Annotated in this window: 19 protein-coding genes and 4 pseudogenes; 9 read left to right on the top strand and 14 right to left on the bottom strand. The window is 71.1% G+C overall.

What is annotated here, in order from left to right:
- Positions 1-23 precede the first annotated feature (23 nt).
- From LRS07_RS02895 to LRS07_RS02870, 6 genes and pseudogenes are all read left to right on the top strand, one after another.
- Positions 24-1,223: an FIST signal transduction protein gene (locus LRS07_RS02895; RefSeq protein ID WP_260500523.1), complete on the top strand. Its 1,200-nt coding sequence runs from the start codon at positions 24-26 to the stop codon at positions 1,221-1,223.
- A gap of 84 nt (positions 1,224-1,307) precedes the next feature.
- On the top strand, positions 1,308-2,828 hold the full coding sequence (locus LRS07_RS02890) for an FAD-linked oxidase C-terminal domain-containing protein (RefSeq protein ID WP_260500522.1): 1,521 nt from the start codon (positions 1,308-1,310) through the stop codon (positions 2,826-2,828).
- A 7-nt stretch (positions 2,829-2,835) separates the two neighbouring features.
- Positions 2,836-3,945 (top strand): annotated as a pseudogene (gene glcE, locus LRS07_RS02885) (glycolate oxidase subunit GlcE).
- Positions 3,946-3,970: 25 nt separating this feature from the next.
- Positions 3,971-5,239, top strand: coding sequence for a glycolate oxidase subunit GlcF (glcF, locus tag LRS07_RS02880; protein WP_260500521.1), 1,269 nt, complete (start codon positions 3,971-3,973; stop codon positions 5,237-5,239).
- 89 nt (positions 5,240-5,328) lie between these two features.
- Complete coding sequence (locus LRS07_RS02875; RefSeq protein ID WP_260500520.1) at positions 5,329-5,517, top strand: CsbD family protein; 189 nt, start codon at positions 5,329-5,331, stop codon at positions 5,515-5,517.
- Positions 5,517-5,762 (top strand): hypothetical protein, encoded by a 246-nt coding sequence (locus tag LRS07_RS02870; RefSeq protein ID WP_260500519.1) that lies wholly within the window; start codon positions 5,517-5,519, stop codon positions 5,760-5,762. Before LRS07_RS02875 ends, LRS07_RS02870 begins: the two co-directional genes overlap by 1 nt.
- A gap of 12 nt (positions 5,763-5,774) precedes the next feature.
- On the opposite strand, the gene LRS07_RS02865 is transcribed toward LRS07_RS02870, so the two are convergent.
- Positions 5,775-7,334, bottom strand: coding sequence for a M48 family metalloprotease (locus tag LRS07_RS02865; protein WP_260500518.1), 1,560 nt, complete (start codon positions 7,332-7,334; stop codon positions 5,775-5,777).
- Between the two features lie 82 nt (positions 7,335-7,416).
- Between LRS07_RS02865 and moaC the strand changes: the two genes are divergently transcribed.
- On the top strand, positions 7,417-7,944 hold the full coding sequence (gene moaC, locus LRS07_RS02860; RefSeq protein ID WP_260500517.1) for a cyclic pyranopterin monophosphate synthase MoaC: 528 nt from the start codon (positions 7,417-7,419) through the stop codon (positions 7,942-7,944).
- 30 nt (positions 7,945-7,974) lie between these two features.
- Here the strand turns inward: moaC and LRS07_RS02855 are convergent, their stop codons facing one another.
- The 12 genes and pseudogenes from LRS07_RS02855 to recA all read right to left on the bottom strand — a co-directional run bounded on the left by LRS07_RS02855 (position 7,975) and on the right by recA (position 20,253).
- Positions 7,975-9,471: a PglL family O-oligosaccharyltransferase gene (locus LRS07_RS02855; protein WP_260500516.1), complete on the bottom strand. Its 1,497-nt coding sequence runs from the start codon at positions 9,469-9,471 to the stop codon at positions 7,975-7,977.
- 98 nt (positions 9,472-9,569) lie between these two features.
- The gene (locus LRS07_RS02850; RefSeq protein WP_260502020.1) at positions 9,570-10,985 is read right to left on the bottom strand and encodes an O-antigen ligase family protein; all 1,416 of its coding nucleotides are present in this window, start codon (positions 10,983-10,985) and stop codon (positions 9,570-9,572) included.
- A 62-nt stretch (positions 10,986-11,047) separates the two neighbouring features.
- Positions 11,048-11,494 (bottom strand): pilin, encoded by a 447-nt coding sequence (locus LRS07_RS02845; protein ID WP_260500515.1) that lies wholly within the window; start codon positions 11,492-11,494, stop codon positions 11,048-11,050.
- Positions 11,495-11,677: 183 nt separating this feature from the next.
- Complete coding sequence (locus LRS07_RS02840) at positions 11,678-12,469, bottom strand: MBL fold metallo-hydrolase (RefSeq protein WP_260500514.1); 792 nt, start codon at positions 12,467-12,469, stop codon at positions 11,678-11,680.
- 189 nt (positions 12,470-12,658) lie between these two features.
- Positions 12,659-13,312 carry an FHA domain-containing protein gene (locus LRS07_RS02835; protein WP_260500513.1) on the bottom strand — a complete coding sequence of 218 codons (654 nt, stop codon included), beginning with the start codon at positions 13,310-13,312 and terminating at the stop codon, positions 12,659-12,661.
- Positions 13,313-13,391: 79 nt separating this feature from the next.
- A pseudogene (locus tag LRS07_RS02830) lies at positions 13,392-14,177 on the bottom strand (Stp1/IreP family PP2C-type Ser/Thr phosphatase).
- Between the two features lie 160 nt (positions 14,178-14,337).
- Positions 14,338-15,183 carry a serine/threonine-protein kinase gene (locus tag LRS07_RS02825; RefSeq protein ID WP_260500512.1) on the bottom strand — a complete coding sequence of 282 codons (846 nt, stop codon included), beginning with the start codon at positions 15,181-15,183 and terminating at the stop codon, positions 14,338-14,340.
- A 98-nt stretch (positions 15,184-15,281) separates the two neighbouring features.
- On the bottom strand, positions 15,282-16,016 hold the full coding sequence (locus LRS07_RS02820) for a TerC family protein (protein ID WP_260500511.1): 735 nt from the start codon (positions 16,014-16,016) through the stop codon (positions 15,282-15,284).
- 186 nt (positions 16,017-16,202) lie between these two features.
- Positions 16,203-17,095, bottom strand: a pseudogene (gene sucD, locus LRS07_RS02815) (succinate--CoA ligase subunit alpha).
- A 105-nt stretch (positions 17,096-17,200) separates the two neighbouring features.
- Positions 17,201-18,361, bottom strand: coding sequence for an ADP-forming succinate--CoA ligase subunit beta (gene sucC / locus LRS07_RS02810; protein WP_260500510.1), 1,161 nt, complete (start codon positions 18,359-18,361; stop codon positions 17,201-17,203).
- 205 nt (positions 18,362-18,566) lie between these two features.
- A pseudogene (locus tag LRS07_RS22175) lies at positions 18,567-19,168 on the bottom strand (regulatory protein RecX).
- Between the two features lie 44 nt (positions 19,169-19,212).
- On the bottom strand, positions 19,213-20,253 hold the full coding sequence (recA, locus tag LRS07_RS02800; protein WP_260500508.1) for a recombinase RecA: 1,041 nt from the start codon (positions 20,251-20,253) through the stop codon (positions 19,213-19,215).
- A 223-nt stretch (positions 20,254-20,476) separates the two neighbouring features.
- Here recA and LRS07_RS02795 point away from each other — a divergent pair, with 223 nt between their 5' ends.
- The gene (locus LRS07_RS02795) at positions 20,477-21,166 is read left to right on the top strand and encodes a response regulator (protein WP_260500507.1); all 690 of its coding nucleotides are present in this window, start codon (positions 20,477-20,479) and stop codon (positions 21,164-21,166) included.
- A 100-nt stretch (positions 21,167-21,266) separates the two neighbouring features.
- Positions 21,267-22,727, top strand: coding sequence for a sensor histidine kinase (locus LRS07_RS02790; RefSeq protein ID WP_260500506.1), 1,461 nt, complete (start codon positions 21,267-21,269; stop codon positions 22,725-22,727).
- On the opposite strand, the gene rodA is transcribed toward LRS07_RS02790, so the two are convergent.
- Complete coding sequence (rodA, locus tag LRS07_RS02785) at positions 22,714-23,868, bottom strand: rod shape-determining protein RodA (protein WP_260500505.1); 1,155 nt, start codon at positions 23,866-23,868, stop codon at positions 22,714-22,716. The genes LRS07_RS02790 and rodA overlap by 14 nt on opposite strands.
- Positions 23,869-23,895: the final 27 nt, after the last annotated feature.

Genomic DNA, 23,895 nt, shown 5'->3' with positions numbered 1-23,895 from the left:
CCGGCCTTGCACCCCCGGCTCGCATGACCGCCTTCCTGCTCGGCCACGCCGCCCACCCCGACTGGCGGCTGGCGCTGCAGCTGGCCGCCGCCCAGGTGGACGGCCAGCGCCGCCCCGGCAGTCCGTCGCCCACCCTGGGGCTGGTGTACTTCAGCGACCACTACGCGGCCGACGCGCCCGCGCTGCTGCAGGCGCTGCGGGCGCACTGGCCCGGCGTGGCCTGGGCCGGTGCGGCGGCCGCCGGCGTGGCGGCGACCGGCGCGGAGTACATCGACGAGCCGGCCCTGGCCCTGCTGCTGGCCGACCTGCCGCGCGAGCAGTTCCGCATCTTTTCCGGCCCGCGTCCGCTGCCGGCCGATTCGACCTGGACCGCGCTGGTGCACGCCGACCCCGCCATGCCCGACCTGGGCGAGCTGATCGGCGAACTGGCCGACCGCACCGGCTCGGGCTACCTCTTCGGCGGCCTGGCCTCCAGCCGCGGTGGCCGGGCGCTGCAGTTCGCCGACGGGCTGTTCGACGGCGGGCTGTCGGGCGTGGGCTTCGACCGCTCGGTGGGGCTGGTGTCGCGCGTCACCCAGGGCAGCCAGCCGGTGGGGCCGGTGCGCCGCGTCACCGCGGCCGAGCACAACGTGGTGCTGGCGCTGGACGGCCAGCCCGCGCTGCCGTTGCTGCTGGCCGACCTGGGCGTGCGGCTGGACCGGCCGACGCAGGCCGTGCCGCGGCTGCGCAGCACGCTGGTGGGCCTGACCGACGCCCGCGACGACGTGCTGGAACGCGCCGGCCAGTTCGGCCGCGACACCCGCGTGCGCCACCTCATCGGCCTCGACCCTGCGCGGCAAGCCTTCGCGGTGGCCGAGCCGGTGCGGCCCGGCGACCAGCTGGCCTTCTGCCGCCGCGACGCGGAGGCCGCCCGGCGCGACCTGGTGCGCATCTGCGCCGAGATCCGCGAGGAGCTGGAAGCGCCGGTGCTGGAGCTGCCGTTGCCGGGCGGCAGCGCGGCCGCCGCCGCGGCCGCCGATCGGTCGCCCATCGCCGGCGCGGTCTACGTCAGCTGCGCGGGCCGCGGCGGGCCGCATTTCGGCGGACCGTCGGCGGAATTGCAGATCGTCAAGCGCGCGCTGGGCGAGGTGCCGCTGGTCGGCTTCTTCGCCGGCGGCGAGATCGGGCGTCGGCACCTGTACGGCTACACCGGCGTGCTGACGGTGTTCCGGCAGGCAAGCTGACGGGCGGATTCCACGGCGCCAGGTCAAAACCGCCTGACCGTTTCCCCCAGGGGTCGACGGGCGACCGGGCGCTACAGTGGCCCGATGGATCCGATCCTCGCAGCGCCTGCGCCCGCCGCCCCCGCCGCCGGCGCCCGCCCGGTGCCCGCGGCACGTCAGGCCCAGGTGGTGGCCGCGCTGCGCCACGCGCTGCCGGCCCATGCCCTGCTCTGGCGCGGCGAGGACACCGTGCCCTACGAGTGCGACGGCCTCACCGCCTACCGCCAGCAGCCGATGGTGGTCGCCCTGCCGGAAACCGAGGACCAGGTGGCCGCGGTGCTGCGCGCCTGCCACGCCCTGGGCGTGCCGGTGGTGCCGCGCGGCGCCGGCACCGGGCTGTCCGGCGGCGCGCTGCCGCATGCCGAGGGCGTGGTGCTCAGCCTGGCCAAGTTCAACCGCATCCTGGAGATCGACCCGCTGGCGCGCACGGCGCGGGTGCAGTGCGGCGTGCGCAACCTGGCCATCAGCGAGGCGGCGGCCCGCTTCGGCCTGTACTACGCGCCCGACCCGTCGAGCCAGATCGCCTGCACCATCGGCGGCAACGTGGCCGAGAACTCCGGCGGCGTGCACTGCCTGAAGTACGGGCTGACGCTGCACAACGTGCTGCAGGTGCGCGGCTTCACGGTGGAGGGCGAGCCGGTCGCCTTCGGCTCTCAGGCGCTGGACGCGGCCGGGCTGGACCTGCTGGCGGTGGTGGTCGGCAGCGAGGGCATGCTGGCCGTGACCACCGAGGTGACCGTGCGCCTGATCCCGCGGCCGCAGGTGGCGCGCTGCCTCATGGCCAGCTTCGCCGACGTGGCCTCGGCCGGCCAGGCGGTGGCAGCCCTGATCGGCGCCGGCATCATCCCCGCCGGCCTGGAGATGATGGACCGGCGCATGACCGCGGCGGTCGAGGACTTCGTCCACGCCGGCTACGACCTCGACGCCGAGGCCATCCTGCTGTGCGAGAGCGACGGCACGCCGCAGGAGGTGGCCGAGGAGGTCGAGCGCATGGCCACGGTGCTGCGCGACGCCGGTGCCACCCGGCTGGAAGCCAGCGCCGACGAGGCGCAGCGGCTGAAGTTCTGGAGCGGCCGCAAGAACGCCTTTCCGGCCTCCGGCCGGCTGAGCCCGGACTACATGTGCATGGACTCGACCATCCCGCGCCGGGCGCTGGCCGAGATGCTCACCGCCATCGCCGACATGGAGCAGCGGCACGGGCTTCGCTGCGTCAACGTCTTCCACGCCGGCGACGGCAACCTGCACCCGCTGATCCTGTTCGACGCCAACGACCCCGACCAGCTGCACCGGGCCGAGGCCTTCGGGGCCGACATCCTGGAGACCAGCGTGCGCCTGGGCGGCACGGTGACCGGCGAGCACGGCGTCGGGGTGGAGAAGCTGGGCTCGATGTGCGTGCAGTTCAGCCCCGAGGAGCGTGCGCAGATGGAGGCCCTGAAGGCCGCCTTCGACCCCGCCGGCACGCTGAACCCCGGCAAGGTGATCCCGACCCTGCACCGCTGCGCCGAGGGCGGCAAGATGCACGTGCGCAAGGGCCTGTTGCCGTTCGCCGACCTGCCGCGGTTTTAGCTTCCAGATGGACCGCCTTCAGGACGACCAGGTGGTGCAGGCGCTGCAGGCGCGCATCGCCCGCGCCCGTGACACGAAGGTGCCGCTGCGCATCGTCGGCCACGGCAGCAAGGACTTCCTCGGCGACGCGCTGGACGGCGAGCCGCTGGAGACCGCGGCGCTGTCCGGCATCGCGCTGCACGAGCCGAGCGAGCTGGTGGTGACCGTGCGCGCCGGCACGCCGATCACCGAACTGGAGGCCGCGCTGGCGCAGCACGGCCAGTGCCTGGCCTTCGAGCCGCCGCGCTTCGGCGGGCGCGGCACGGTGGGCGGCATGGTGGCGGCCGGGCTGTCCGGCCCCGCGCGGCCGACCTCGGGCTCGGTGCGCGACCACCTGCTCGGCGCAGTGCTGCTCAACGGCCGCGGCGAGCTGCTGGCACCTTCGGCGGCCGGGTGATGAAGAACGTCGCGGGCTACGACGTGGCAAGGTTGCTGGCCGGCTCCTTCGGCATCCTCGGGCTGGTCTGCGAGGTTTCGCTGAAGGTGCTGCCGCGGCCGCCGGGCGACGCTGCTGCTGCGCATGGAAGTCGACCAGGCCGACGCCATCCAGCAGCTCAACCTCTGGGCCGGCCGCCCGCTGCCGCTGGCCGGCAGCGCCTGGCGCGGCGGCGTGATGGTGCTGCGCCTGGCCGGCGCGCGCGCCGCGGTGCAGGCGGCCCACGCCGAACTCGGCGGCGAAACGCTGCCCACCGACACCGGCGAGGCGCTGTGGCAGGGCCTGCGCGACCAGCACAGCCCCTTCTTCGAGCAGGCCCGCCAGGCCGTGTGCGACGGCGCCACGCTGTGGCGGCTGTCGGTGCCGCCGACCACGCCGCCGCTGGCGTTGCCCTGCGACGACCTGCTCATGGAATGGGGGGGTGCGCAGCGCTGGCTGATCACCCGGGTGCCGGGCCCGCTGGTGCACGACGCGGCGCAGGCCGTGGGCGGCCACGCCCAGCCCTGGTGGCGGCCCGATGGCACCGCGCGCGACCCCTTCACCGTCCTGTCCCCGCCGCTGCTGGCCCTGCACCGGCGGCTGAAGGCGGCCTTCGACCCCGAGGGCGTGTTCAACCCCGGCCGCCTGGTGGCGGGCCTCTGACGCGCCCGCTCCCGCTGCCTCTTCGATGCAAACCGACCTCGCGCCGCGCTACCGCGGCACCCCCGATGGTGAGGAGGCCGAGGCGGTGCTGCGCAAGTGCGTGCACTGCGGCTTCTGCACCGCCACCTGCCCCACCTACCAGCTGCTCGGCGACGAGCTGGACGGCCCGCGCGGGCGCATCTACCTGATCAAGCAGGTGCTCGAAGGCCAGCCGGCCACGCGCAGCACCCAACTGCACCTGGACCGCTGCCTGACCTGCCGCAACTGCGAGTCGACCTGCCCGTCGGGCGTGCAGTACGGCCGCCTGGTGGAGGTGGGCCGGGCCGCGGTGGCCGAGCAGGTGACGCGCAGCCCGCTGGACCGGGCGCAGCGCTGGCTGCTGAAGGAGGGGCTGCCCTCGCCGCTGTTCGCGCCCGCGCTGAAGCTGGGCCAGGCGCTGCGGCCGCTGCTGCCCCAGCGGCTGAAGGACAAGGTGCCACCAAAACCGGCGCCCGACCTGCGCGGCTGGCCGACGCGGTCGCACGAGCGCCGGGTGCTGCTGCTGCAGGGCTGCGTGCAGCCGGCGCTCGCGCCCAACATCAACGCCGCCACCGCCCGCGCCCTGGACGCCGCCGGCGTGCAGACCCTGGTGGCCGCCGAGGCCGGCTGCTGCGGCGCCATCCGCAGCCACCTGGACGACCGCGAGGGCGGCCGCGAGCACATGCGGCGCAACATCGACGCCTGGTGGCCGCTGCTGCAGGACGGCCGGGTGGAAGCGGTGGTGGCCAACGCGTCGGGCTGCAGCGTGATGTTGAAGGACTACGGTCATGCGCTGCGCGACGACGCCGCATATGCGGCCAAGGCCGAACGCATCGCCGGCCTGTCGCGCGACCTGTCGGAGCTGTTGCCGACGCTGCTGTCCGGGTGGCAGGAGCGGTTGCAGACACCTTCGGCCGAGACGGCGCCCGGGCCGCGCATCGTCTTCCACCCGCCCTGCACGCTGCAGCACGGCCAGCAGCTGCGCGGCGGCATCGAGGAGGGGCTGCGCGCGCTGGGCTTCGACGTCTCGCTGGCGGCGGCCGAAGCGCACCTGTGCTGCGGCTCGGCGGGGACCTACTCGGTCCTGCACCCCGAGCTGGCGACGGCGCTGCGCGAGCGCAAGCTGCAGCAGCTGGAGGCCACGCAGCCGCAGGTCATCGCGTCCGCCAACATCGGCTGCCTGCAGCACCTGCAGGCCGGCACCACGACGGCGGTGCGGCACTGGATCGAGCTGGTGGACGACCGCCTCGCGTCGGCCGGGGCCTACAGCGCCTGAATGGCGAGACCGACAGCGCCCGGGAAAACCGGCGCCCATCATCGGCACTCCTGCAGCGATCCTGCTGCGTCATCGCAAGGAGTACCACGATGAACCGCCACCAGGTCAAGGGCCGCGTCGAAGAGGCCAAGGGCAAGATCAAGGAAGAGGTGGGTCAGGCCACCGGCAACGCCTCGCTGGAGCAGAAGGGCCGGGTGCAGAAGAACCTAGGCAAGGGCCAGGCCGCCGCGGGCGATGTCGCGGAGCGCGTGAAGAGCGGCACCCGCGAGGGCCGTTGATGGCGCACCAGCGCACCGGCCCGCGGGCCGGTGCCGGGTCGGCAGCGGGGCTGTGGGCGGACCACATCAACCCGCCCGAGCCGGTGACCCCGCCCGCGCCGCCGCCGGACCCGGTGCCCGACATCGACCGGCCGCCACCGATCAGCGACCCACCCGCGCCCGGTCAGACACGGCCGATGCAGGACCCGCCGGCCACACCCGTGCCGCCGGCACCCGCCACCCGGCGCGGCCGCACGCTGCACTGAACCTCTGTTGCGTCAGGGCCGCTGCGCAGTGGCCATGGCGCGACGCTGCGCCTCGAGCTGGCGCAGCCGGGCGTCGACCACCGACGCCTCGATGAAATCGGCGGCCGCCGGCCCCTGCAGCAGGCGCTGCGCCGCCCGCAGCCGGTCCACGGCGCCGCCGTAGTCGCCGAGCGCCGCCCGTGCCTCGGCGTCCGCCCGCACCGACAGCACCGGCTGGCCGCGCAGCTCGGCGGTCTGCGCCAGCGAGGCCCAGGCGCCCGCGTCGGCCGGCTGGCCGATCAACCAGTCGCGCAGGGCGTTGCCGCTGGCCTCCAGCGCGGCGGGTTCGGCCTTGCCCTGGCGCGCCGCCACCCGCGTCGCTTCGGCCTTCATCAGCAGCTGGCTGCGCGGGTGCTCGCGGTCGTCCGCCATGGCGAGCAGCGACAGCGCCGCCTCGCCATCGCCGCGGGCCAACGCGAGCTCGGCCTGCAGCCGCTTCACCGCGCGCTCGGCGCGGCCCCCGTCACGGGCGGCCTCGCGCCCCGCGATGTCGGCCGCCGTGGCGGCGGCCTGCTGGGCGCGACCGTGCTCGCGCAGGCGGCTGGACGCCAGCGCGCTGGCGAAGAGGGCGGCGAAGCGCTCGCCATCGCCCCCCGGCCGCGGACCGGCGTCCAGCGACTGCCAGCGGCGCAGCGCCTGCACCGACGGTTCCATCAGCACCCGGGCGCGGGCCTGCATGGCGGCGTGCGCCAGCGGGCTGCTCTGCGGCGGCACGTCGCCCTGACCGGCGCGGGCGCGCGCCTCGCCAATGCGCTCGGTGGTCAGCGGATGGCTGCGCAGGTAGGGATAGTTCTGGCTGTCGTTGAGGCGGAAGGCCTGCTCGAGCTTCTCGAACATGGTGGCCACGCCGGCCGGGCTGAAGCCGGCGTCGGCCATCACGCGGGTGCCGATGCGGTCGGCCTCGCGCTCCATGTCGCGCGAGAAGTTGAGCTGGCCCTGCGCCACCGCGGCCTGGCTGCCGGTGATCACCGCGCCCAGCCCGTCGGCGCTGCGCGCCCGGCTGGCCACCAGGGCGCCGAGGATGAGCGCCGCCAGCCCGGCCACCGACTGGCGCTTGCTGTTGGCGATGCTGCGCGCGATGTGGCGCTGGGTGACGTGCGACAGCTCGTGGCCGAGCACGGCGGCCAGCTCGTCCCGGCTCTGCGCGATGGCGATGAGCCCGAGGTGCACGCCCACGTAGCCGCCGGGCAGCGCGAACGCGTTGACCGCGCGGTCGCGCACCAGGAAGGCCTCCCAGGCGAAGCGGGCGTCGGTGTCGGGCGAGACCTCGCCGCGCTGGCGGGCGGCGCGCACCAGCGGCTGCCAGAGGGCCTGCAGTTCGTCGAGCAGCACCGGGTCATCGAGGTAGTCCGGGTCGCGCCGCAGCTCCGCCATGATCTGGTCGCCCAGGCGGCGTTCGGTGGCGACGTTGAAGTCCTCGGCGGCCGACTCGCCGAGGTCGGGCAACCGCACCTGCGCCGCCGCCGGCCAGGGCAGCAGCGAGAGGGCACAGGCCAGGGCGACGGCGCGGACGACGGGCGGCGGCAGGGGCACGGCAGGCGGTGCGACGCCGGAGCGGCGCACGGGTGAATCGGTCGCCCTATGATGCCCGCCGCACCTTGCCCGACTGTTTCCGATGTCATCGTCACCCCCCGCCGCCACCCCCGCCTCCCCCGACCAGCAGCCGCTCACGCACTTCGACGCGCAGGGGCGGGCGCACATGGTGGACGTCGCCGCCAAGGTGGTGACGCACCGGGTCGCGGTGGCCGAGGGCCGCATCCGCATGCAGGCGGCCACGCTGGCCCTGGTCACGCGCGGCGAGGCGAAGAAGGGCGACGTGCTGGGCGTGGCCCGCATCGCCGCCATCCAGGCCGCCAAGCGCACCGCCGACCTCGTGCCGCTGTGCCACCCGCTGCCGCTGACCCGGGTCGCCGTCGACTTCGAGGTGGAGGCGGCGGACGACACGGTGCGCTGCCGCGCACGGGTGGAAACGCTGGGCCGCACCGGCGTCGAGATGGAGGCGCTGTGCGCGGTGCAGGTCGGGCTGCTGACCGTCTACGACATGCTGAAGGCGGCCGACCGCGGCATGGTCATCGAGGGTGTGCGCGTGCTGGAGAAGCACGGCGGCAAGTCGGGCGACTGGACGGCGCCGGCGGGCGGCTGAGCGCTGGCGCCGGCGGGACGCCGCACGGCGTCAGCGCTGCGGGGGCAGGAACTCGCGCCAGTGCAGCAGCCGCGAGGGCGGCTCGCACTGCCAGGGGCGCTGGCCGTCGGCCGGCGCCGAGGTGCAGGGCGCGAAGAACTCCGCCGCGAAGCCGAACTCCCGCATGCGGGCGGCGAGGTGGCGCGCCTTGTCGAGCTCGCCGCGTTCGGCGAAGGCCTTGGCCCAGGCCGTCATCAGGCGGGCGTCGAGCAGCTGCAGCACCGGCCGGTCGAAGGCGGGCATGAGTTCCGACGGCCGCTCGGCCATCGTGACCTGCGCGTAGTCGGCCTGGTGGCCGAACAACGGACTGCGCTGGCCCTCGGCAATGCGCTCGGCCAGCGGCGGCAGGCCGGGGCGGGACTGGAAGATCACCGAGACGGTCATGTACTGCTGCCAGGCCCACACGGCGCCGGCGATCGCCAGCAGGCCGACCCCGCGCAGGGCCCAGGTCCAGACGCGCACCTCGGTGCGCGACGCCGGCCTCGGCACTTCGCCCGGCACCGGGGCGCCGAGGCACAGCCCGAGCAGCCAGGCCGTGGGCAGCAGGAAGTAGAGGTACCACAGCGGGTACTCCAGCAGGCTGTGCAGACCCACCATCACCAGCATCATGAAGGCCGCGCGGTAGGCGATCCCATCTTCGCCGGCCACCGCCCAGCTGCGGCGGAACGCCCGCCACATCGACCACAACAACCCGAGCGTGATCGCACCGCCCAAGGGGATGCCGAGCTCCGCCATCAGGTGCAGCGGGAGGTTGTGCGCATGGTCAAACAGCTCCGGCGGCCGGCCGGGAAAGGGCGTCAGCGACCAGGCGAAGTTGAAGCGCCCCCAGCCGACGCCGGTCCAGGGCTGCTGGGCGATGAGGTCGAGCGTGTTGGACCAGATGGCGTAGCGGGAGGAGGAGAGGCCTTCGGTTTGGAGACGGTCGGCGGCCATGAAGGGGGCGGCGGTGGCGGTGGACCACCAACGCATCAACAGCCACTCGGCGCCGTAGAGCAGCGGCGAAGCCAGCAGCAGGCGGCGCGTGAAAGACGCGAGCCTGTGGTCGATCGCGCCCCATGCACACAGCAGCGCCATGCCGATCGCACCGGTGCGCGATGCGGTCATGAGGTCTGCGAACACCAGTACAGACAGCAGACCAGCGCCGAGCGCCCGAGCCACCCAGCGCCGTTCCGTGGCGAAGACCAGTGCGACCGCCGCCCACAGCAACAGCGTCGCCATGTGGTTCGGTTGACGGAGGGGACCCACGGCTCGACTGTTGTCGGGCAGGCCGATGTCTCCTGAGCCGAAGACCTGCAGCAACCCTAGCACCGCGAGAATGCCGCCCACGATCAGCAGCCCGACGTGGAAAGTCGATGGCTTGACCCGCTTGGTCAGGGTGAGGAGCGTGGCGCCGGCTGCCGCCAAGGCCAGGCATTGGTTCAACGTCGTGGCCGCCGGCGGCGCGGTGAAGGCCCACACGACGGGCAAGGTCAGCAACGCAGGCGCCATGCCAAGGGTGCGGCCCACGCACCCGACGGGCGACGTCTTCAAGTCCATGGAGTGTGGCGATCAGCGCGAGTGGTCAGGGCGTCCGCGCCCATCGAGAGCTAAAACCAGCCGTGCGACCAGAAGCGCGGGTTCAACCGCTCATTGTTTGCCAGTTCGGCCTTGACGCGGTCCAGGTGTGCCGGCAGATCGGTCCACTCCGGCCAGATGCTCCACCACAACCAGAGCTGGCTGGACACCAGGAGCAGCGGCAGGATCCACTGGATCAGTGACCGTTCGCCGGCCGCAGTCGACCCTGTACCGTCGGAAGCGGGCGCCTGCCGCGCGTACCAGGCGAACGCCCAGCCGACGACCATGGCGAACCACAACTGGGACACGGGCATGACGAGGTTGCCTGAGAAAAACGCGTCGACCAGGGCCGAGGTCAGCGCCAGCAGCAGCCCGGCGCCAACAACCGCCTGCCGCTCGTCCGTGGTGCTCCGCAGCCGGGACATGAAGCGGTGCAGGCCGGTCAAAGCCAAGACGATGGCAAGAACGGCCACGGGTACACCCCATTCGGCGGCGACCTGCAGATAGGCGTTGTGCGGATGCGCCGCCTCCGGATTCACGTAGTGCGCATAGTGCATCGGCCCGATGCCCAACCACGGCGACGAGACGATGTAGCCCCACGCCAAACGCCAGAGCTCGAACCGCGCATGGACGCTTCCCGTCCGTGAGGCGTCCATGCGATCCGCCGGCATGCCGAGCACCAGCGGGCCTATGACGAAAAGCAGCAGGTACAGCGCCAACCCGGCAATCGCGGCAAGCAGAAGATTTCGCAGCAATCTCGCAGCCGACCCTCGGGCGCAAACGGCACATATCAGCCATCCCACCGCAAGTCCGGACAGCGTTGCACGGCCGCCGAGAAAGAAGAGGAAGGCAAAACCGCTCACCAACGAGAACCAGGCCCACCGACGCAGAGCGCCGCCAGCGGCAGCGTGCGTGGCGGCGATGGCCAAGACCGGCAAGGCGATCGATTGGACGTGGTTGAAAAAGCGGTAGTTGGCGTAGCCCACGAAGACGTCCTCGCGCAGGCCAGCGGCTTGAGCAGCCGTGCCGCTGAGGACGAGGGTGAGAACGAGAGCAGAGTAGGCGGCCGAACCCCACACGCAAGCCAGCAGCAGAAGGCGTTCCTCCCGTTGGTGACCTGTCTGCATGGCAACCATGGCTGATACGCAAACCAGACCCACCAACTGAGCAAGTTCGCGAAAAGCGACCTCTCGAACCGGCGCGACCGCTGCGGACAGCAGGGCGAGACTTACCAGTGCGGCCAGTGCCATCGGCACGACACTCAGCCGGAGGAGCCGCCGCGGCGTGAGGACGACACGTGGCAGGCTCCAAGCCGCTAGCAGGGTGATCGCCATGACGATGATTCGCGCGACATCGTGAGGGCTGCGGTGATGCGCTGGGTAAAGCACCCAGGGCATCGAGAACAGGAAAACAAGCAGCGCGCGCTGGCCAACCTCAAGCCGCATCATCACCAACACGAAGGAAGCGAAAAGGGCCAGCTCTAGAGCTGGCCCTTTCTAGGCAACAGGCGTTAGGTGCCTGAGGCTGCGACGCTTTGCTTCGTGATCAACTCCGAAGCAGCGGCATGGCTAACGGTGGTCGTGATGGCCCACGTCACGCTGCTGGTGCCGACGTTCGGACTCCACGTGATGGTCGAACCGTTCACTTGAGAATGGATGCCGGAAGCCAGCGTCGCGGTAATCACACCATCAGTGACAGAGGCGCTGGCAACTTCCTTGGTGGCCGAAAAGGCCGGAATACCGTTGGAAGACGTGGAGCAACCCGTTCGACTTCCGGTTTCCTGAATGCACAGTGCCACCGCCGTCTTCAGCGTATCGACAGACGAAAGAGCGTTGCCGATTTTCGCCTTGACCGTGTAGTCCTGATACGCCGGCAGCGCCACCGCCGCGAGGATGCCGATGATCGCGACGACGATCATCAGTTCGATGAGGGTAAAGCCTTGCTGGACACGCTTCATGGGTTGCTCCTTGACAGTGAGTGGGGCGGGTGAATCCGACGGACCGACAGGTGCATCGCTTGTGCCAGCCGACGCGGAGCAAGTTTGCGACTTCTTACCGTGTGTTTCTTCACGGTTTGCGACGCGCTTGGTCAGTTAGGGGGACGCGACGCGGCCGGGAAGGCCTTCCCGTGCCGCAATTTGTCAGGCCTCGTTCAGTTCGAAACGATGACCGGCGTTCAGCGCTCGAATCGTCTGCGGGGCGTCCAGCCGGCGGACCTGGCGCATGACGGCCTCCAGTTCGCCCGGCTTGACGTGGGTGATGTGCACCTGCAGGCCCTCCGGCAGCTGGGCCAACGCCCGGCCCAGGGTGCGCGGACACAGGTGCTGGCTGATCTCGGCCAGCGGTTGCTCATCGTTGCCGAACGCGGTCTCGATGACGAGTTCGCGGATGCCGAGGTCGGTCAAGCGCTGCCACAGCGCGGGCTCGTCGGCGGTGTCGCCGGAATAGGCCCACGGCGCAGGTCCGTCTCCGTCGGCCAGCACGGCGAAGCCGACGGCCGGCACGGTGTGGCGAGCGGGCAGCACTTCGACGTGGCGGCGACCGACGGCGAGCCGGTCCCCCACGGTGAACGGGGTCAGCCGCAGCGCCGGCTGCTCGGCGCTGGGCAGGCGGGTGAAGTCGGGCCAGATGACGCCGTTGAACAGGTGCTCGCGCAGCGCCTGAAGCGTGGACGCCAGGCCGTGCACGGTGATGGCGCCGCGGCCGGTGTCCTGGCGCCGGCGCAGCACGCTGTCGGCGAGCAGCCCGATGGCCAGCACGTGGTCCAGGTGCGAATGGCTGACGAGGATGTGGTCGATGCGGACCAGTTCGTCCAAGGTGAGGTCGCCCACGCCGCTGCCGGCGTCGATGAGCACGTCGTCGTCGAGCAGGAAGGCCGTGGTGCGGCAGTCGGCGGCGATGGCGCCGGAGCAGCCGAGCACGCGGATCGTCATGGGCGGAAGGAGGGGCGAAGGCTGAAGGGTTCGACGCGATGGCCGGCGGCCGTCGTGGCCGTATGTTCTGCCCCGCAGGGGCATCGGACAAGGCAGGCGACCGGGCCTTTTGCCGGGTCGCGGGCGACCGTGCTCAACGCCCGACGGCCGGCGTGATGTCCTCACGCCGCCACCCAGGGCGCCGGGGCGTCAGCGTTGGATGAACTGCATCTGCGTGCCGGCCAGTTCGATGACGTCGCCATCCTTCAGCGGGACCGATTCCGCCGCCAGCGGCGCACCGTTGACCGTGGGCCGCAGGCTGCCCTCCACGTGGGCGAAGACATAACCGCCCGGCCGCTTGGTGATGGAGGCCACCTGCACGCCCGGCTTCCCGACGGTGGTGACCACCTTCGTCAGCGTCACCTCGCGGCCGGCGGCGGCGCCGTTGAGCACCTTGATGCTCGCGGGCGCCAGCGACGGCAGCGCGCCGAAGCCCGAGGGCAGCGGCGCGGTGTGCGCGAAGTTCGGCGGGTTGGTGCCCGGCCGCAGCACCAGCGTGCGCTCATACTCGTTCGATTCGTCGGCCTGGTACTTGATCTTGTACTTGCCGATCTCGACCGTGTCGTTGTGCGCGAGCAGCTGCTTCTTGACGGCCTTGCCGTTGATGTAGGTGCCGTTGGTGCTGTTCAGGTCTTCGATGAAGACGTCGTTGCCCACCATCTGCAGCACTGCGTGCTCGCCGCTCACCGCCAGGTTGTCGATGACGATGTCGTTGTACGGGCGGCGGCCCAGGGTGGTCTTGTCCTTGGTGATCTGAACTTCCTTGATCACCACACCATCGAGGGACACGACCAGTTTTCCCATGCTTGCCTTTCGTGCCGCTGCGCCTGCTGCGTGCGCCTGTTGGGGGTGAAGAACGTCCGTCGGACCGCGCCGCCGGGTCTCAACGGCCGAATCGCCACCAGGACTTGGACGCGCCCGGTGCCGGCCCGCCGGCACGGATCAGGACCACCGCAATATTATCCTTCCCCCCGCCTCATTGGCCGCGTCGATCAGCGCCTGGCCCATGCCGGGCAGCGTGTCCTGCGACTGGAGCACGTGGGCGATGGTGCTGGCGTCCAGCATGTCGGACAGTCCGTCGGAACACAGCAGGCAGATGTCGCCCGCCTGCACCTCGTGGCCGTGCGTCTCCAGCAGCACGGTGTCCTCGACCCCGACGGCGCGGGTCACCAGGTTCTTGTTGGCGGAGAAGGCGGCCTGCTCGGGCGTGATGAGGCCGGCGTCGATCTGCTCCTGCAGCAGCGAGTGGTCGCGCGTGAGCTGCACCAGGCGCCCCCTGCCGGAAGCGGTAGCCCCGCGAATCGCCCACATGGCCGAGCAGCAGCCGGCTCTCGCGGAACACGGCCATCACCAGCGTGGTGCCCATGCCGGCGTACTGCGGATTGCTGTTGGCCGCGTTGAAGATGGCACGGTTGGCGTTGTCCACGCAGATGTCCATCGCGCGGCGCACGTCGGCGTCGCTGGCGGCGGCGCCCGCCTGCTCCAGCCAGCGGCCCAGTTCGGCCTTGATGAACGAGGTGAGCATGCCGCTCGCCACCTCGCCGGCGTTGTAGCCGCCCATCCCGTCGGCCAGCACCGCCAGGGCGCTGGCCTCGTCCACGGCCACCGAATCCTCGTTGTTGCTGCGGGCCAGGCCGGTGTCGACGAGGCTGAAGAATTCGTAGCTCATGACACGCCGGCCGCTTCAGGATCGGCGGCAATTGTGCCGTGGATGGTGGCGGACGCCTGGCGCAGACGCACCCGCGAGCCGGCGGTTGTGCACATCGCCGGGCGGTGAACGCGCCGGCCGGACCGTCCGCGTCGCGATCCGGAGGGGTGGCGGCCAGGGCTCATGCCTGCGGCCAGTCGGCCTCGATCTCGGCCAGCCGGGCGGCCACCACTGGTCCGTCGGCCAGCCGCCGCCGCGGGTCGCGTTCCAGGAGCGCGGCGGTCATGTCATCCAGCGCATGCGGCAGTTCGGGCCGCAGCGACCGCAGCGACGGCGCCGGGTGCGCCGCGATGCTGCGCAGCAGCTCGCCAAGGGTGTCGGCCACGTGGGGCGGCCGGCCGGTGAGCAGCTCGAAGAGCACGGCGCCGAGGGCGTAGAAGTCGCCGGCGGCGCCGGCGGGCGCGCCGGCCAGCTGCTCCGGCGCCATGTAGGTCGGGGTGCCCAGCACCAGGCCGCTGCGCGTGCCCTCCGCGTCGACCGACCTCGCGATGCCGAAGTCGGTGAGCTTCACCTGCCGGCGCGGCAGGTCCAGCAGCACGTTGGCCGGTTTCACGTCGCGGTGCACCACCCCCTGCCGGTGCGCGTGATCCAGCGCCAGTGCCAGCGCCCCGGCCACCTGCAGCGCCACCGGTTCCGGCAGCAGCCGCGCCGGGCGAACGTAGGTGGTCAGGTCGCGTCCACTGAGGAACTCCATCACCAGGAAGGCCTGGCCTTCCCACTGCCCGGCCTCGATGAGCTGGACGATGTGCGGGTGGTGGAGCCGAGACGCCGTCTGCGCCTCCTGCACGAAGCGCTGGTGCGCGCCCTCGTCGCCGGCGCCGACGCCGTCCAGGCACAGGCGCTTGAGGGCGCGGCGTTGTCCGTCGCGCAGGTCGGTGGCGGCGTAGAGCTCGCTCATCGGCCCGCGGGCGACGAGCAGGTCCAGCCGGTAATGGGCGATCCGGCCGAAGCCGCCGTCAGGGCTCACTCCCCCCGGCCGCGTCGAACCGGCGCCAAGCCGGCCCAAAAATCGTTGGAGCAGGTTCGCCACGCCGCGGTTGTAGCACCGCGGCGTCCGGCCGGCGATCAGGACGCGTGCGAGGCGGTCGGGCTCTTGCCGCGGCGCAGGACCAGCGCCTTGCCGATGGCCAGCACCAGCAGGGCACCGCCGATGCCGGCGGCGTAACGCAGCCAGGCGGCCGGCTCGCCCGGGCTGGCGCCGGCGGGCAGGCTGTTGACGATCGCGGGGTCGCTGACGGCCATGGTGCCGCCGATCCAGCCCAGCAGCATGCCGCCCAGCGTGATGATGATGGGGAAGCGGTCCATCAGCTTGATCACCAGCTGGCTGCCCCAGACGATGATCGGAATGCTGACCACCAGACCGAAGATGACCAGCGCCATCTGGTGCTCCTCGCCGGCGTTCTGCGCGGCGCCGGCGATCGCGATCACGTTGTCCAGGCTCATCACGAAGTCGGCGACGATCACCGTCTTCACCGCCGACCACAACCGGTCGGAGGCCTCGATCTCGTGCTCGCCCTCGTGCTCCGGCACCAGCAGCTTGACGCCGATCCACAGCAGCAGCGCCGCGCCCACCAGCTTCAGGTAGGGAATGGCCAGCAGCGTCAGCGCGAAGAAGATCAGCACCACGCGCAGGCCGATGGCGCCGGCGGTGCCCCAGAGGATGCCCTGGGTGCGCTGCTTGGGCGGCAGCTTGCGGCAGGCCAGCGCGATGACCACCGCGTTGTCGCCGCCCAGCAGGATGTCGATCATGATGATCTGGCCGACGGCGAGCCAGAAGTGGCCGGTCATGAACTGTTCCATCGTGTGCTCTCTGGTCTGTCTCGAGGGGCCCGGTCAGCCCGCGAGTTTAGAAGCGCCGGCCGGATGGCAGGTGCGTGGAATTACGTGGGCTCGACGGCGCCACGAGCAGGCAGGCCGCCCGACGGGCGGCCTGCGATGGCGGCCGCCGCGAGCCCTCGGTGCACCGGGGGCGGGCGGCCGCAGGCGCTAGATGAGCGCCTTGAGCAGCTTGCCCATCTCGGAGGGGTTGCGGGTCACCTTGAAACCGCACTCCTCCATCACCGCCAGCTTGGCGTCTGCGGTGTCCGCCCCGCCGGAGATGAGGGCGCCGGCATGGCCCATGCGCTTGCCGGGGGGGCGGTGACACCGGCGATGAAACCGACGACCGGCTTCTTCATGTTGGCCTTGCACCAGCGTGCGGCCTCGGCCTCGTCCGGGCCGCCGATCTCGCCGATCATGATCACCGCGTCGGTGTCCGGGTCGTCGTTGAAGGCCTGCATCACGTCGATGTGCTTCAGGCCGTTGATCGGGTCGCCGCCGATGCCCACCGCGCTGGACTGACCGAGGCCGATCTCGGTCAACTGCGCCACCGCTTCATAGGTCAGCGTGCCGGACCGCGAGACGACGCCGATGCGGCCCTTGCGGTGGATGTGGCCGGGCATGATGCCGATCTTGATCTCGTCGGGGGTGATCAGGCCAGGGCAGTTGGGGCCCAGCAGCAGCGTCTTCTTGCCGCCGGCGGCTTCCTTGGCCTTCATCTTGTTGCGCACCTCGAGCATGTCCCGCACGGGGATGCCCTCGGTGATGCAGATCGCCAGGTCGAGGTCGGCTTCCACCGCCTCCCAGATCGCGGCGGCGGCGCCCGCCGGCGGCACGTAGATGACGCTGACCGTCGCGCCGGTCTGCGACTTCGCTTCCTTGACGCTGGCGTAGATGGGGATGTCGGAGAAGCGCTCGCCGGCCTTCTTCGGGTTCACGCCGGCGACGAAGGCGGCCTTGCCGTTGGCATAGGCCTGGCAGCCCAGGGTGTGGAACTGACCGGTCTTGCCGGTGATGCCCTGGGTGATGACCTTCGTGTTCTTGTCGATGTAGATGGACATTGGTGCCCCTCGTGTGCGGGTTACCGCACCCGATCCCCCGTGGGGATCACGCCCGGCTTGGGGCGGCCCGGCGCTCGGGCGTGGGTGCGGTGAAGGTGGTTGTCGTCAAGCGACCGCGGCGACGATCTTGGTCGCGGCTTCGGCCATGGTGTCGGCGGCGATGATGGGCAGGCCGGACTCGGCCAGCATCTTCTTGCCCAGTTCCTCGTTCGTGCCCTTCATTCGCACGACCAGCGGCACCTGCAGGTTGACCGCCTTGCAGGCGGTGATGACCCCGGTGGCGATGGTGTCGCACTTCATGATGCCGCCGAAGATGTTGACGAGGATGCCCTTGACCTCCGGGTTCTTCAGCATGATCTTGAAGGCCTCGGTCACCTTCTCGGCGGTGGCGCCGCCACCGACGTCGAGGAAGTTGGCCGGCTCGCCGCCGAACAGCTTGATGGTGTCCATCGTCGCCATCGCCAGACCGGCACCGTTGACCAGGCAGCCGATGTTGCCGTCCAGGCTGATGTAGGCGAGGTCGAACTTGCTGGCCTCGACTTCCGCCGGGTCTTCTTCATCGAGGTCTCGCAGCGCGACGACCTCGGGATGGCGGAACAGCGCGTTCGAGTCGAAGTTGAACTTGGCGTCCAGCGCGACCAGGTTGTTCTTGCTGTCGCGGTTGAGCGGGTTGATCTCCACCAGCGACGCGTCCGTTTCCATGTAGCACTTGTAGAGCTTCTGGAACAGGTCGACGGCCTGCTGGCTCGACTCGGCCGGCAGGCCGATGCCCGCGGCGATCTTCTTCGCCTGCTCGGCGCCCAGGCCGGCCAGCGGGTCGACGTACTCGGTGATGATCTTCTCGGGCGTGGCGTGCGCCACCTCCTCGATGTCCATGCCGCCTTCGCTGGACGCGATGAAGGCGACCTTCTGCGTCGCGCGGTCGGTCACCAGCGAGACGTAGTACTCCTTCTGGATGTCGGCGCCGTCCTCGATGTAGAGCCGGCGCACCTTCTGGCCTTCGGGGCCGGTCTGGTGCGTCTTCAGCTGCATGCCGAGGATCTCGCCGGCCAGGCGCTTGACGTCGTCGATCGTCTTGGCCACCTTCACGCCGCCGCCCTTGCCGCGGCCGCCGGCGTGGATCTGCGCCTTGACCACCCACACCGGGCCGCCCAGCTTCTGCGCCGCTTCCACCGCCTCCTGGACAGTGAACGCCGGATAGCCGCGAGGGACCGGCACGCCGAACTGGCGCAGGATTTCCTTGCCTTGGTACTCGTGAATCTTCATGGGAGGTGCTGGTTCGAGGGGCGACTTGGCCGGATGGCAACACGCCATCGGGGGCGTCCGGCCGTCCCGCACCAGCGGCCCTGCGCGCAAGGCGCTGGCAGAGGGTCCGGACGGCGCCGGCAGCGTGCCCGCTCGGGGCGCGGCAGCCGGCGGCGAACTTTAACACCGGGCCAACCCTGATCCCCCGCCGGTGCTGCGCCTCGACTCAGGCCGCCGTCTCCCCGTCCACCGGCGCGCCCGCCATCACCAGCACCTGCCGCGCCACCGACGGCGAAAAGCCGCGCTGCAGCAGGAAACGGGTCTGTTTGGCCCGGGCGGACAGGTCGGCGGGCGGCTGTCCGAAACGCCGGGCCCAGGCCGCGTGCGCCCGCGCCACTTCGCTGTCCTGCAGCACCTGCCGCTGCTGCGGCGACAGCGACAGCCCGTGCTGCGCCAGCTCCGCTTCGACCCGCCGGTGTCCGTAGCGCTGGGCGCGCAGGTGGACCCGGCTGTCGACGAAGCGCTGGTTGGACAGGAAACCCTGTCGCTCCAGCCAGTCGAGCAACTGGTCGATGCAATGGGGCGAGGCACAGCGTGTCGCCCGACGCGGATCCCCATCACCAGCCTCGGCGTCGGCCTCGGCCCCGATGGGGGGCCGTCGGGCGCGCGATCGGCGTCGGCACCACCCGCCGCCGGACCCCGCAGGCGCGCCTGCCGCCGCTCCCGCTCGAGCAGCTTGCGCCGCAGCTCGGCGCGGCTGTGCTCGCGCTGGGACAGCCACAGCAGCGCCTGGCCCTTGATCGACAGCGGTGGCTTGCCGCCCGGCATGTCGGCTCGCTTTCGCCCCGCCCGGCCGCCGGGAAAGGGCGCCTTTACGCGCCGGCGGCGGCGCCGCCCAGCAGCGGGATGCCCATGGACTCGCGCACCCTGTTCTCGATCTCGCGGGCCAGGTCGGCGTTCTCGCGCAGGAACTCGCGTGCGTTGTCCTTGCCCTGGCCGATCTTTTCGCCGTTGTAGGCGTACCAGGAGCCGGACTTGTCCAGCACCTTGGCCTCCACACCCATGTCGATGATCTCGCCCTCGCGGCTGATGCCCTCGCCGTAGAGGATGTCGAACTCGGCGGTCTTGAAGGGCGGGCTGACCTTGTTCTTCACCACCTTGACCTTGGTCTCGCTGCCGATGACTTCCTCGCCCTTCTTGATGCTGCCGATGCGCCGGATGTCCAGCCGCACCGAGGCGTAGAACTTGAGCGCATTGCCGCCGGTGGTGGTTTCCGGGCTGCCGAACATCACGCCGATCTTCATGCGGATCTGGTTGATGAAGATGACCATGCAGTTGGTCTTCTTGATCGTGGCGGTGAGCTTGCGCAACGCCTGGCTCATCAGGCGGGCCTGCAGGCCGGGCAGCGAGTCGCCCATTTCGCCTTCGAGCTCGGCCTTGGGCGTGAGCGCGGCCACCGAGTCGACGACGATGAGGTCCACCGAGCCGGAGCGCACCAGCGCGTCGACGATCTCCAGCGCCTGCTCGCCGGTGTCGGGCTGGCTGATCAGCAGCTCCTGCAGGTTGACGCCCAGCTTCTGCGCGTACTGGATGTCGAGCGCGTGTTCGGCGTCGATGAAGGCGCAGGTGCCCTGCAGCTTCTGCATCTCGGCGATGACCTGCAGGGTGAGGGTGGTCTTGCCGGACGACTCGGGGCCGTAGATCTCGACCACCCGGCCGCGCGGCAGGCCGCCGACGCCGAGCGCGATGTCCAGCCCCAGCGAGCCGGTGGAGACGACCTGGATGTCCTCGATCACCTCGCCTTCGCCCAGGCGCATGATCGAGCCCTTGCCGAACTGCTTTTCGATCTGGGCCAGCGCGGCCTGCAGGGCCTTGGCCTTTTCGGTGTTCAAGGCTTTGACGGGGGCGTCCATGGGCTTCTCCTGGTGAGCCGGCATTGTGGCACAAACTGGCTTTTCGTACAGTATCGTTCGGTGGAGCGCCGGCAAATCCCTAGAAGGTTCGGGCACCGGTCAACCGCCTCTGCACGCCATGATGCGGGCGGGCTGGCTCAAGGGGTGAGCCACTCCAGGGAACTGCGGGGAGGAAGCCGCCGACCGATCCCCGATACTGGACGCCGTCACGGAGCTTCCTGCCATGCGCATCCTCATCGCCGAAGACGACCAGGTGCTCGCCGACGGGCTGCTGCGCTCGCTGCGCCGCGCCGGCTATGCGGTGGACCATGTGGCCACCGGGACGGAGGCCGACGCCGCGCTGGCCGGCCACGAGTTCGACCTCGTCATCCTCGACCTCGGCCTGCCCAAGCTGCACGGGCTGGAGGTGCTGCGCAAGCTGCGCCTGCGCGACTCCAAGGTGCCGGTGCTCATCCTCACCGCGGCGGACAGCGTGGAGCAGCGCGTGAAGGGGCTGGACCTCGGCGCCGACGACTACATGGCCAAGCCGTTTTCGCTGCAGGAGCTGGAGGCGCGGGTGCGCGCCTTGACGCGGCGCGGCCTGGGCAGCGCCGGCCCGCTGATCCGCCACGGTCCCCTGAGCTTCGATGCCACCGGCCGCGTGGCCTACCTCAACGACCAATTGGTCGAGTTGTCGGCCCGGGAGCTGAGCCTGCTGGAGGTGCTGCTGCAGCGCGCCGGCCGCCTCGTCAGCAAGGACCAGCTGGTCGAGCACCTGTGCGAATGGGGCGAGGAGGTGAGCAACAACGCCATCGAGGTCTACATCCACCGGCTGCGCAAGAAGATCGAACAGGGGCCGGTGCGCATCGCCACGGTGCGCGGGCTGGGCTACTGCCTGGAGAAGGTGAGCACACCGCCCGTCGCGGGCGCGTGACTTTGAACAGCGCGCGCGGGCCGGGCGCCGGGCCGCTCCCATGCCGGCCCGCCTTTGCCGTGGCGGATCGGCCGGCGTACCGGACGGCCGAGGGGCGGGCATGACCCGCGAGCAGCGCTCCCTCTTCGGCGAGATCCTCGACTGGATGCTCGCGCCGCTGCTGCTGCTGTGGCCGATGAGCGTGGCGCTGACCTGGCTGGTGGCGCAGGGCATCGCCAACCAGCCGTACGACCGCGAGCTCGGCGAACGCGCCCGCCTGCTGGCCACCCGCATCGCGGTGACCGAGGCCGGCGAACGCGGTCCCCGGGTGCTGCTCACCGGCGAGCTGCCGGCGGGCGACGAGACCGACCGGGTCTACGTCCAGGTGCTCGGGCTGCGGCGCGAACTGCTCGCCGGCGACGGCCTGCTGCCGCCGCCCGAGGGCGCGCCGGGCAACCTGGGCGAGGTTCAATTCCGCGACGGCGCCGTGAACGAGGAGGCGGTGCGCATCGCCTACCTCTGGCTGGCCGACGGTCCGCTGGCCGAGGGCGAGACACCGCCCCTGGTGCAGGTGGCCGAGACGCTGGAGAAGCGCTCCCGGCTCGCCACCGAGATCATCAAGGGCGTCATCCTGCCGCAGTTCGTCATCCTGCCGCTGGCGGTGCTGCTGGTGTGGCTGGCGCTGGCGCGCGGCATCGCGCCACTGAATGCGCTGCAGCAGCGCATCCGTGAGCGCGACAGCCATGACCTGAGCCCCATCGCCGACCGCGACGTGCCGGAGGAGGTGTCGCCGCTGGTGCGATCGATCAACGATCTGCTCGGGCGGCTCGACCGCTCGGTGCGTGCGCAGAAGCAGTTCCTGGCCGATGCCGCCCACCAGCTGAAGACGCCGCTGGCCGGCCTGCGCATGCAGGCCGAACTGGCCCAGCGCGAGATCGACGCCGGCCAGGCCGACGCCGCGGCGCTGAAGCAGTCGCTGCAGCAGATCGCGCGCTCCAGCACGCAGGCGGCGCACATGGTCAACCAGCTGCTCGCGCTGGCGCGCGCCGAGGACAAGGAACAGGCGCTGCGCCGCCAGCCGGTGCCGTTGGTGGCGCTGGCCGGCGACACCGTGCGCGAGCTGCTGCCGCGGGCCCTGGACAAGCGCATCGACCTCGGCTACGACGGACCGGCCGACGACGACGAGACGACGACCTTGCGCGGCCAGCCGGTGCTGGTGCGGGAGCTGGTGCGCAACCTGGCGGACAACGCGCTGAAGTACACCCCGGCCGGCGGCGAGGTCACCCTGCGCGTGGTGCCCGACCCCTTCGGCCAGGTGGCGGTGCTGCAGGTGGACGACTCGGGGCCCGGCATCGCGGCCGAGGAGCGTGAGCTGGTGTTCCAGCCCTTCTACCGCTCGCTCGGCACCAACGTCGACGGCAGCGGGCTGGGCCTGGCCATCGTGCGCGAGATCGCGCTGCGCCACGGCGCGACGGTGGCGGTGGACGCCGGCCCGGCCGGCGGCACCCGCATGACGGTGCGCTTCGCGGTGGAACCCGGCCAGGGCGACGCCGGCCCGCCGGGCGCGGTCAACTCTGCATGAGGCGCCGCGCGCGCGCCACCGACATCAGGATGCCCAGCCCCAGCCCCAGCGTCACCATCGCCGTGCCGCCGTAGCTGATGAACGGCAGCGGCACCCCGACCACGGGCAGGATGCCGCTCACCATGCCCATGTTGACGAAGGCGTAGGTGAAGAAGCTCATGCCGATGGCGCCGGCCAGCAGGCGGGTGTAGAGCGTCGGCCCGTCGCCGGCGATCATCAGGCTGCGGAAGATCAGCGCCAGGAAACCGGTCATGAGGATGGCCACGCCGATGAGGCCGAACTCCTCGGAGAAGGCGGCGAAGATGAAGTCGGTGGTGCGCTCGGGGATGAACTCCAGGTGCGTCTGCGTGCCCTGCATGAAGCCCTTGCCGTCGATGCCGCCGGAGCCGATGGCGATCATGCCCTGGATGATGTGGAAGCCCTTGCCCAGCGGGTCCTTGGTCGGGTCGAGCAGGGTGCACACCCGGTGCTTCTGGTAGTCGTGCAGGCCGGGCCAGTCGATGCCGGGCTGGCAGATGGCATCGCCCGACAGGACCAGCGCGCCGATGGCCACCCCGCCGGCGGCGAGCACCGGCACGATCAGCTTCCACGACAGCCCGGCGAAGAAGATGACGTAGAGCCCCGACGACAGGATGAGCAGCGAGGTGCCCAGGTCCGGCTGTTTGGCCACCAGGCCGAAGGGGATGAGCAGCAGCACCCCGCCGACGACGAAGTCGAGCACCCGCAGGCGGCCCTCGCGGCGCTGGAACCACCAGGCCAGCATCATCGGCGTGGCCATCTTCATCATCTCCGACGGCTGGATGACGATGCCCACGTTCAGCCAGCGCGTGGCGCCCTTCTTGGAGATGCCGAACAGCAGCGTGGCCACCAGCAGGGCGCAGCCCAGCATGTACAACGGCACCGAGATCGCCATCAGCCGCTGCGGCGGCACCTGCGCGACGAGGAAGAGGATGGCCAGGCCCAGCAGCATGTTGCGGCCGTGGTCGACGAAGCGGGTGCCGTGGTCGAAGCCCACCGAGTACATGGTCACCAGCCCCATCGCCGCGAGCCAGACGACGGCGCCGGCCAGCAGCAGGTCGAAGCCGCCGAACACCGGCCGCACCCGCTGCCACAGCGACGGCTTGTCGAACACCGCGCTCACGTGAGCCCCCCGTCCGGCGAGGGGATG

This window comes from Aquabacterium sp. J223 (assembly GCF_024666615.1).
Taxonomy (GTDB): domain Bacteria; phylum Pseudomonadota; class Gammaproteobacteria; order Burkholderiales; family Burkholderiaceae_C; genus J223.
This window is presented reverse-complemented; position numbering and strand designations above follow the sequence as displayed.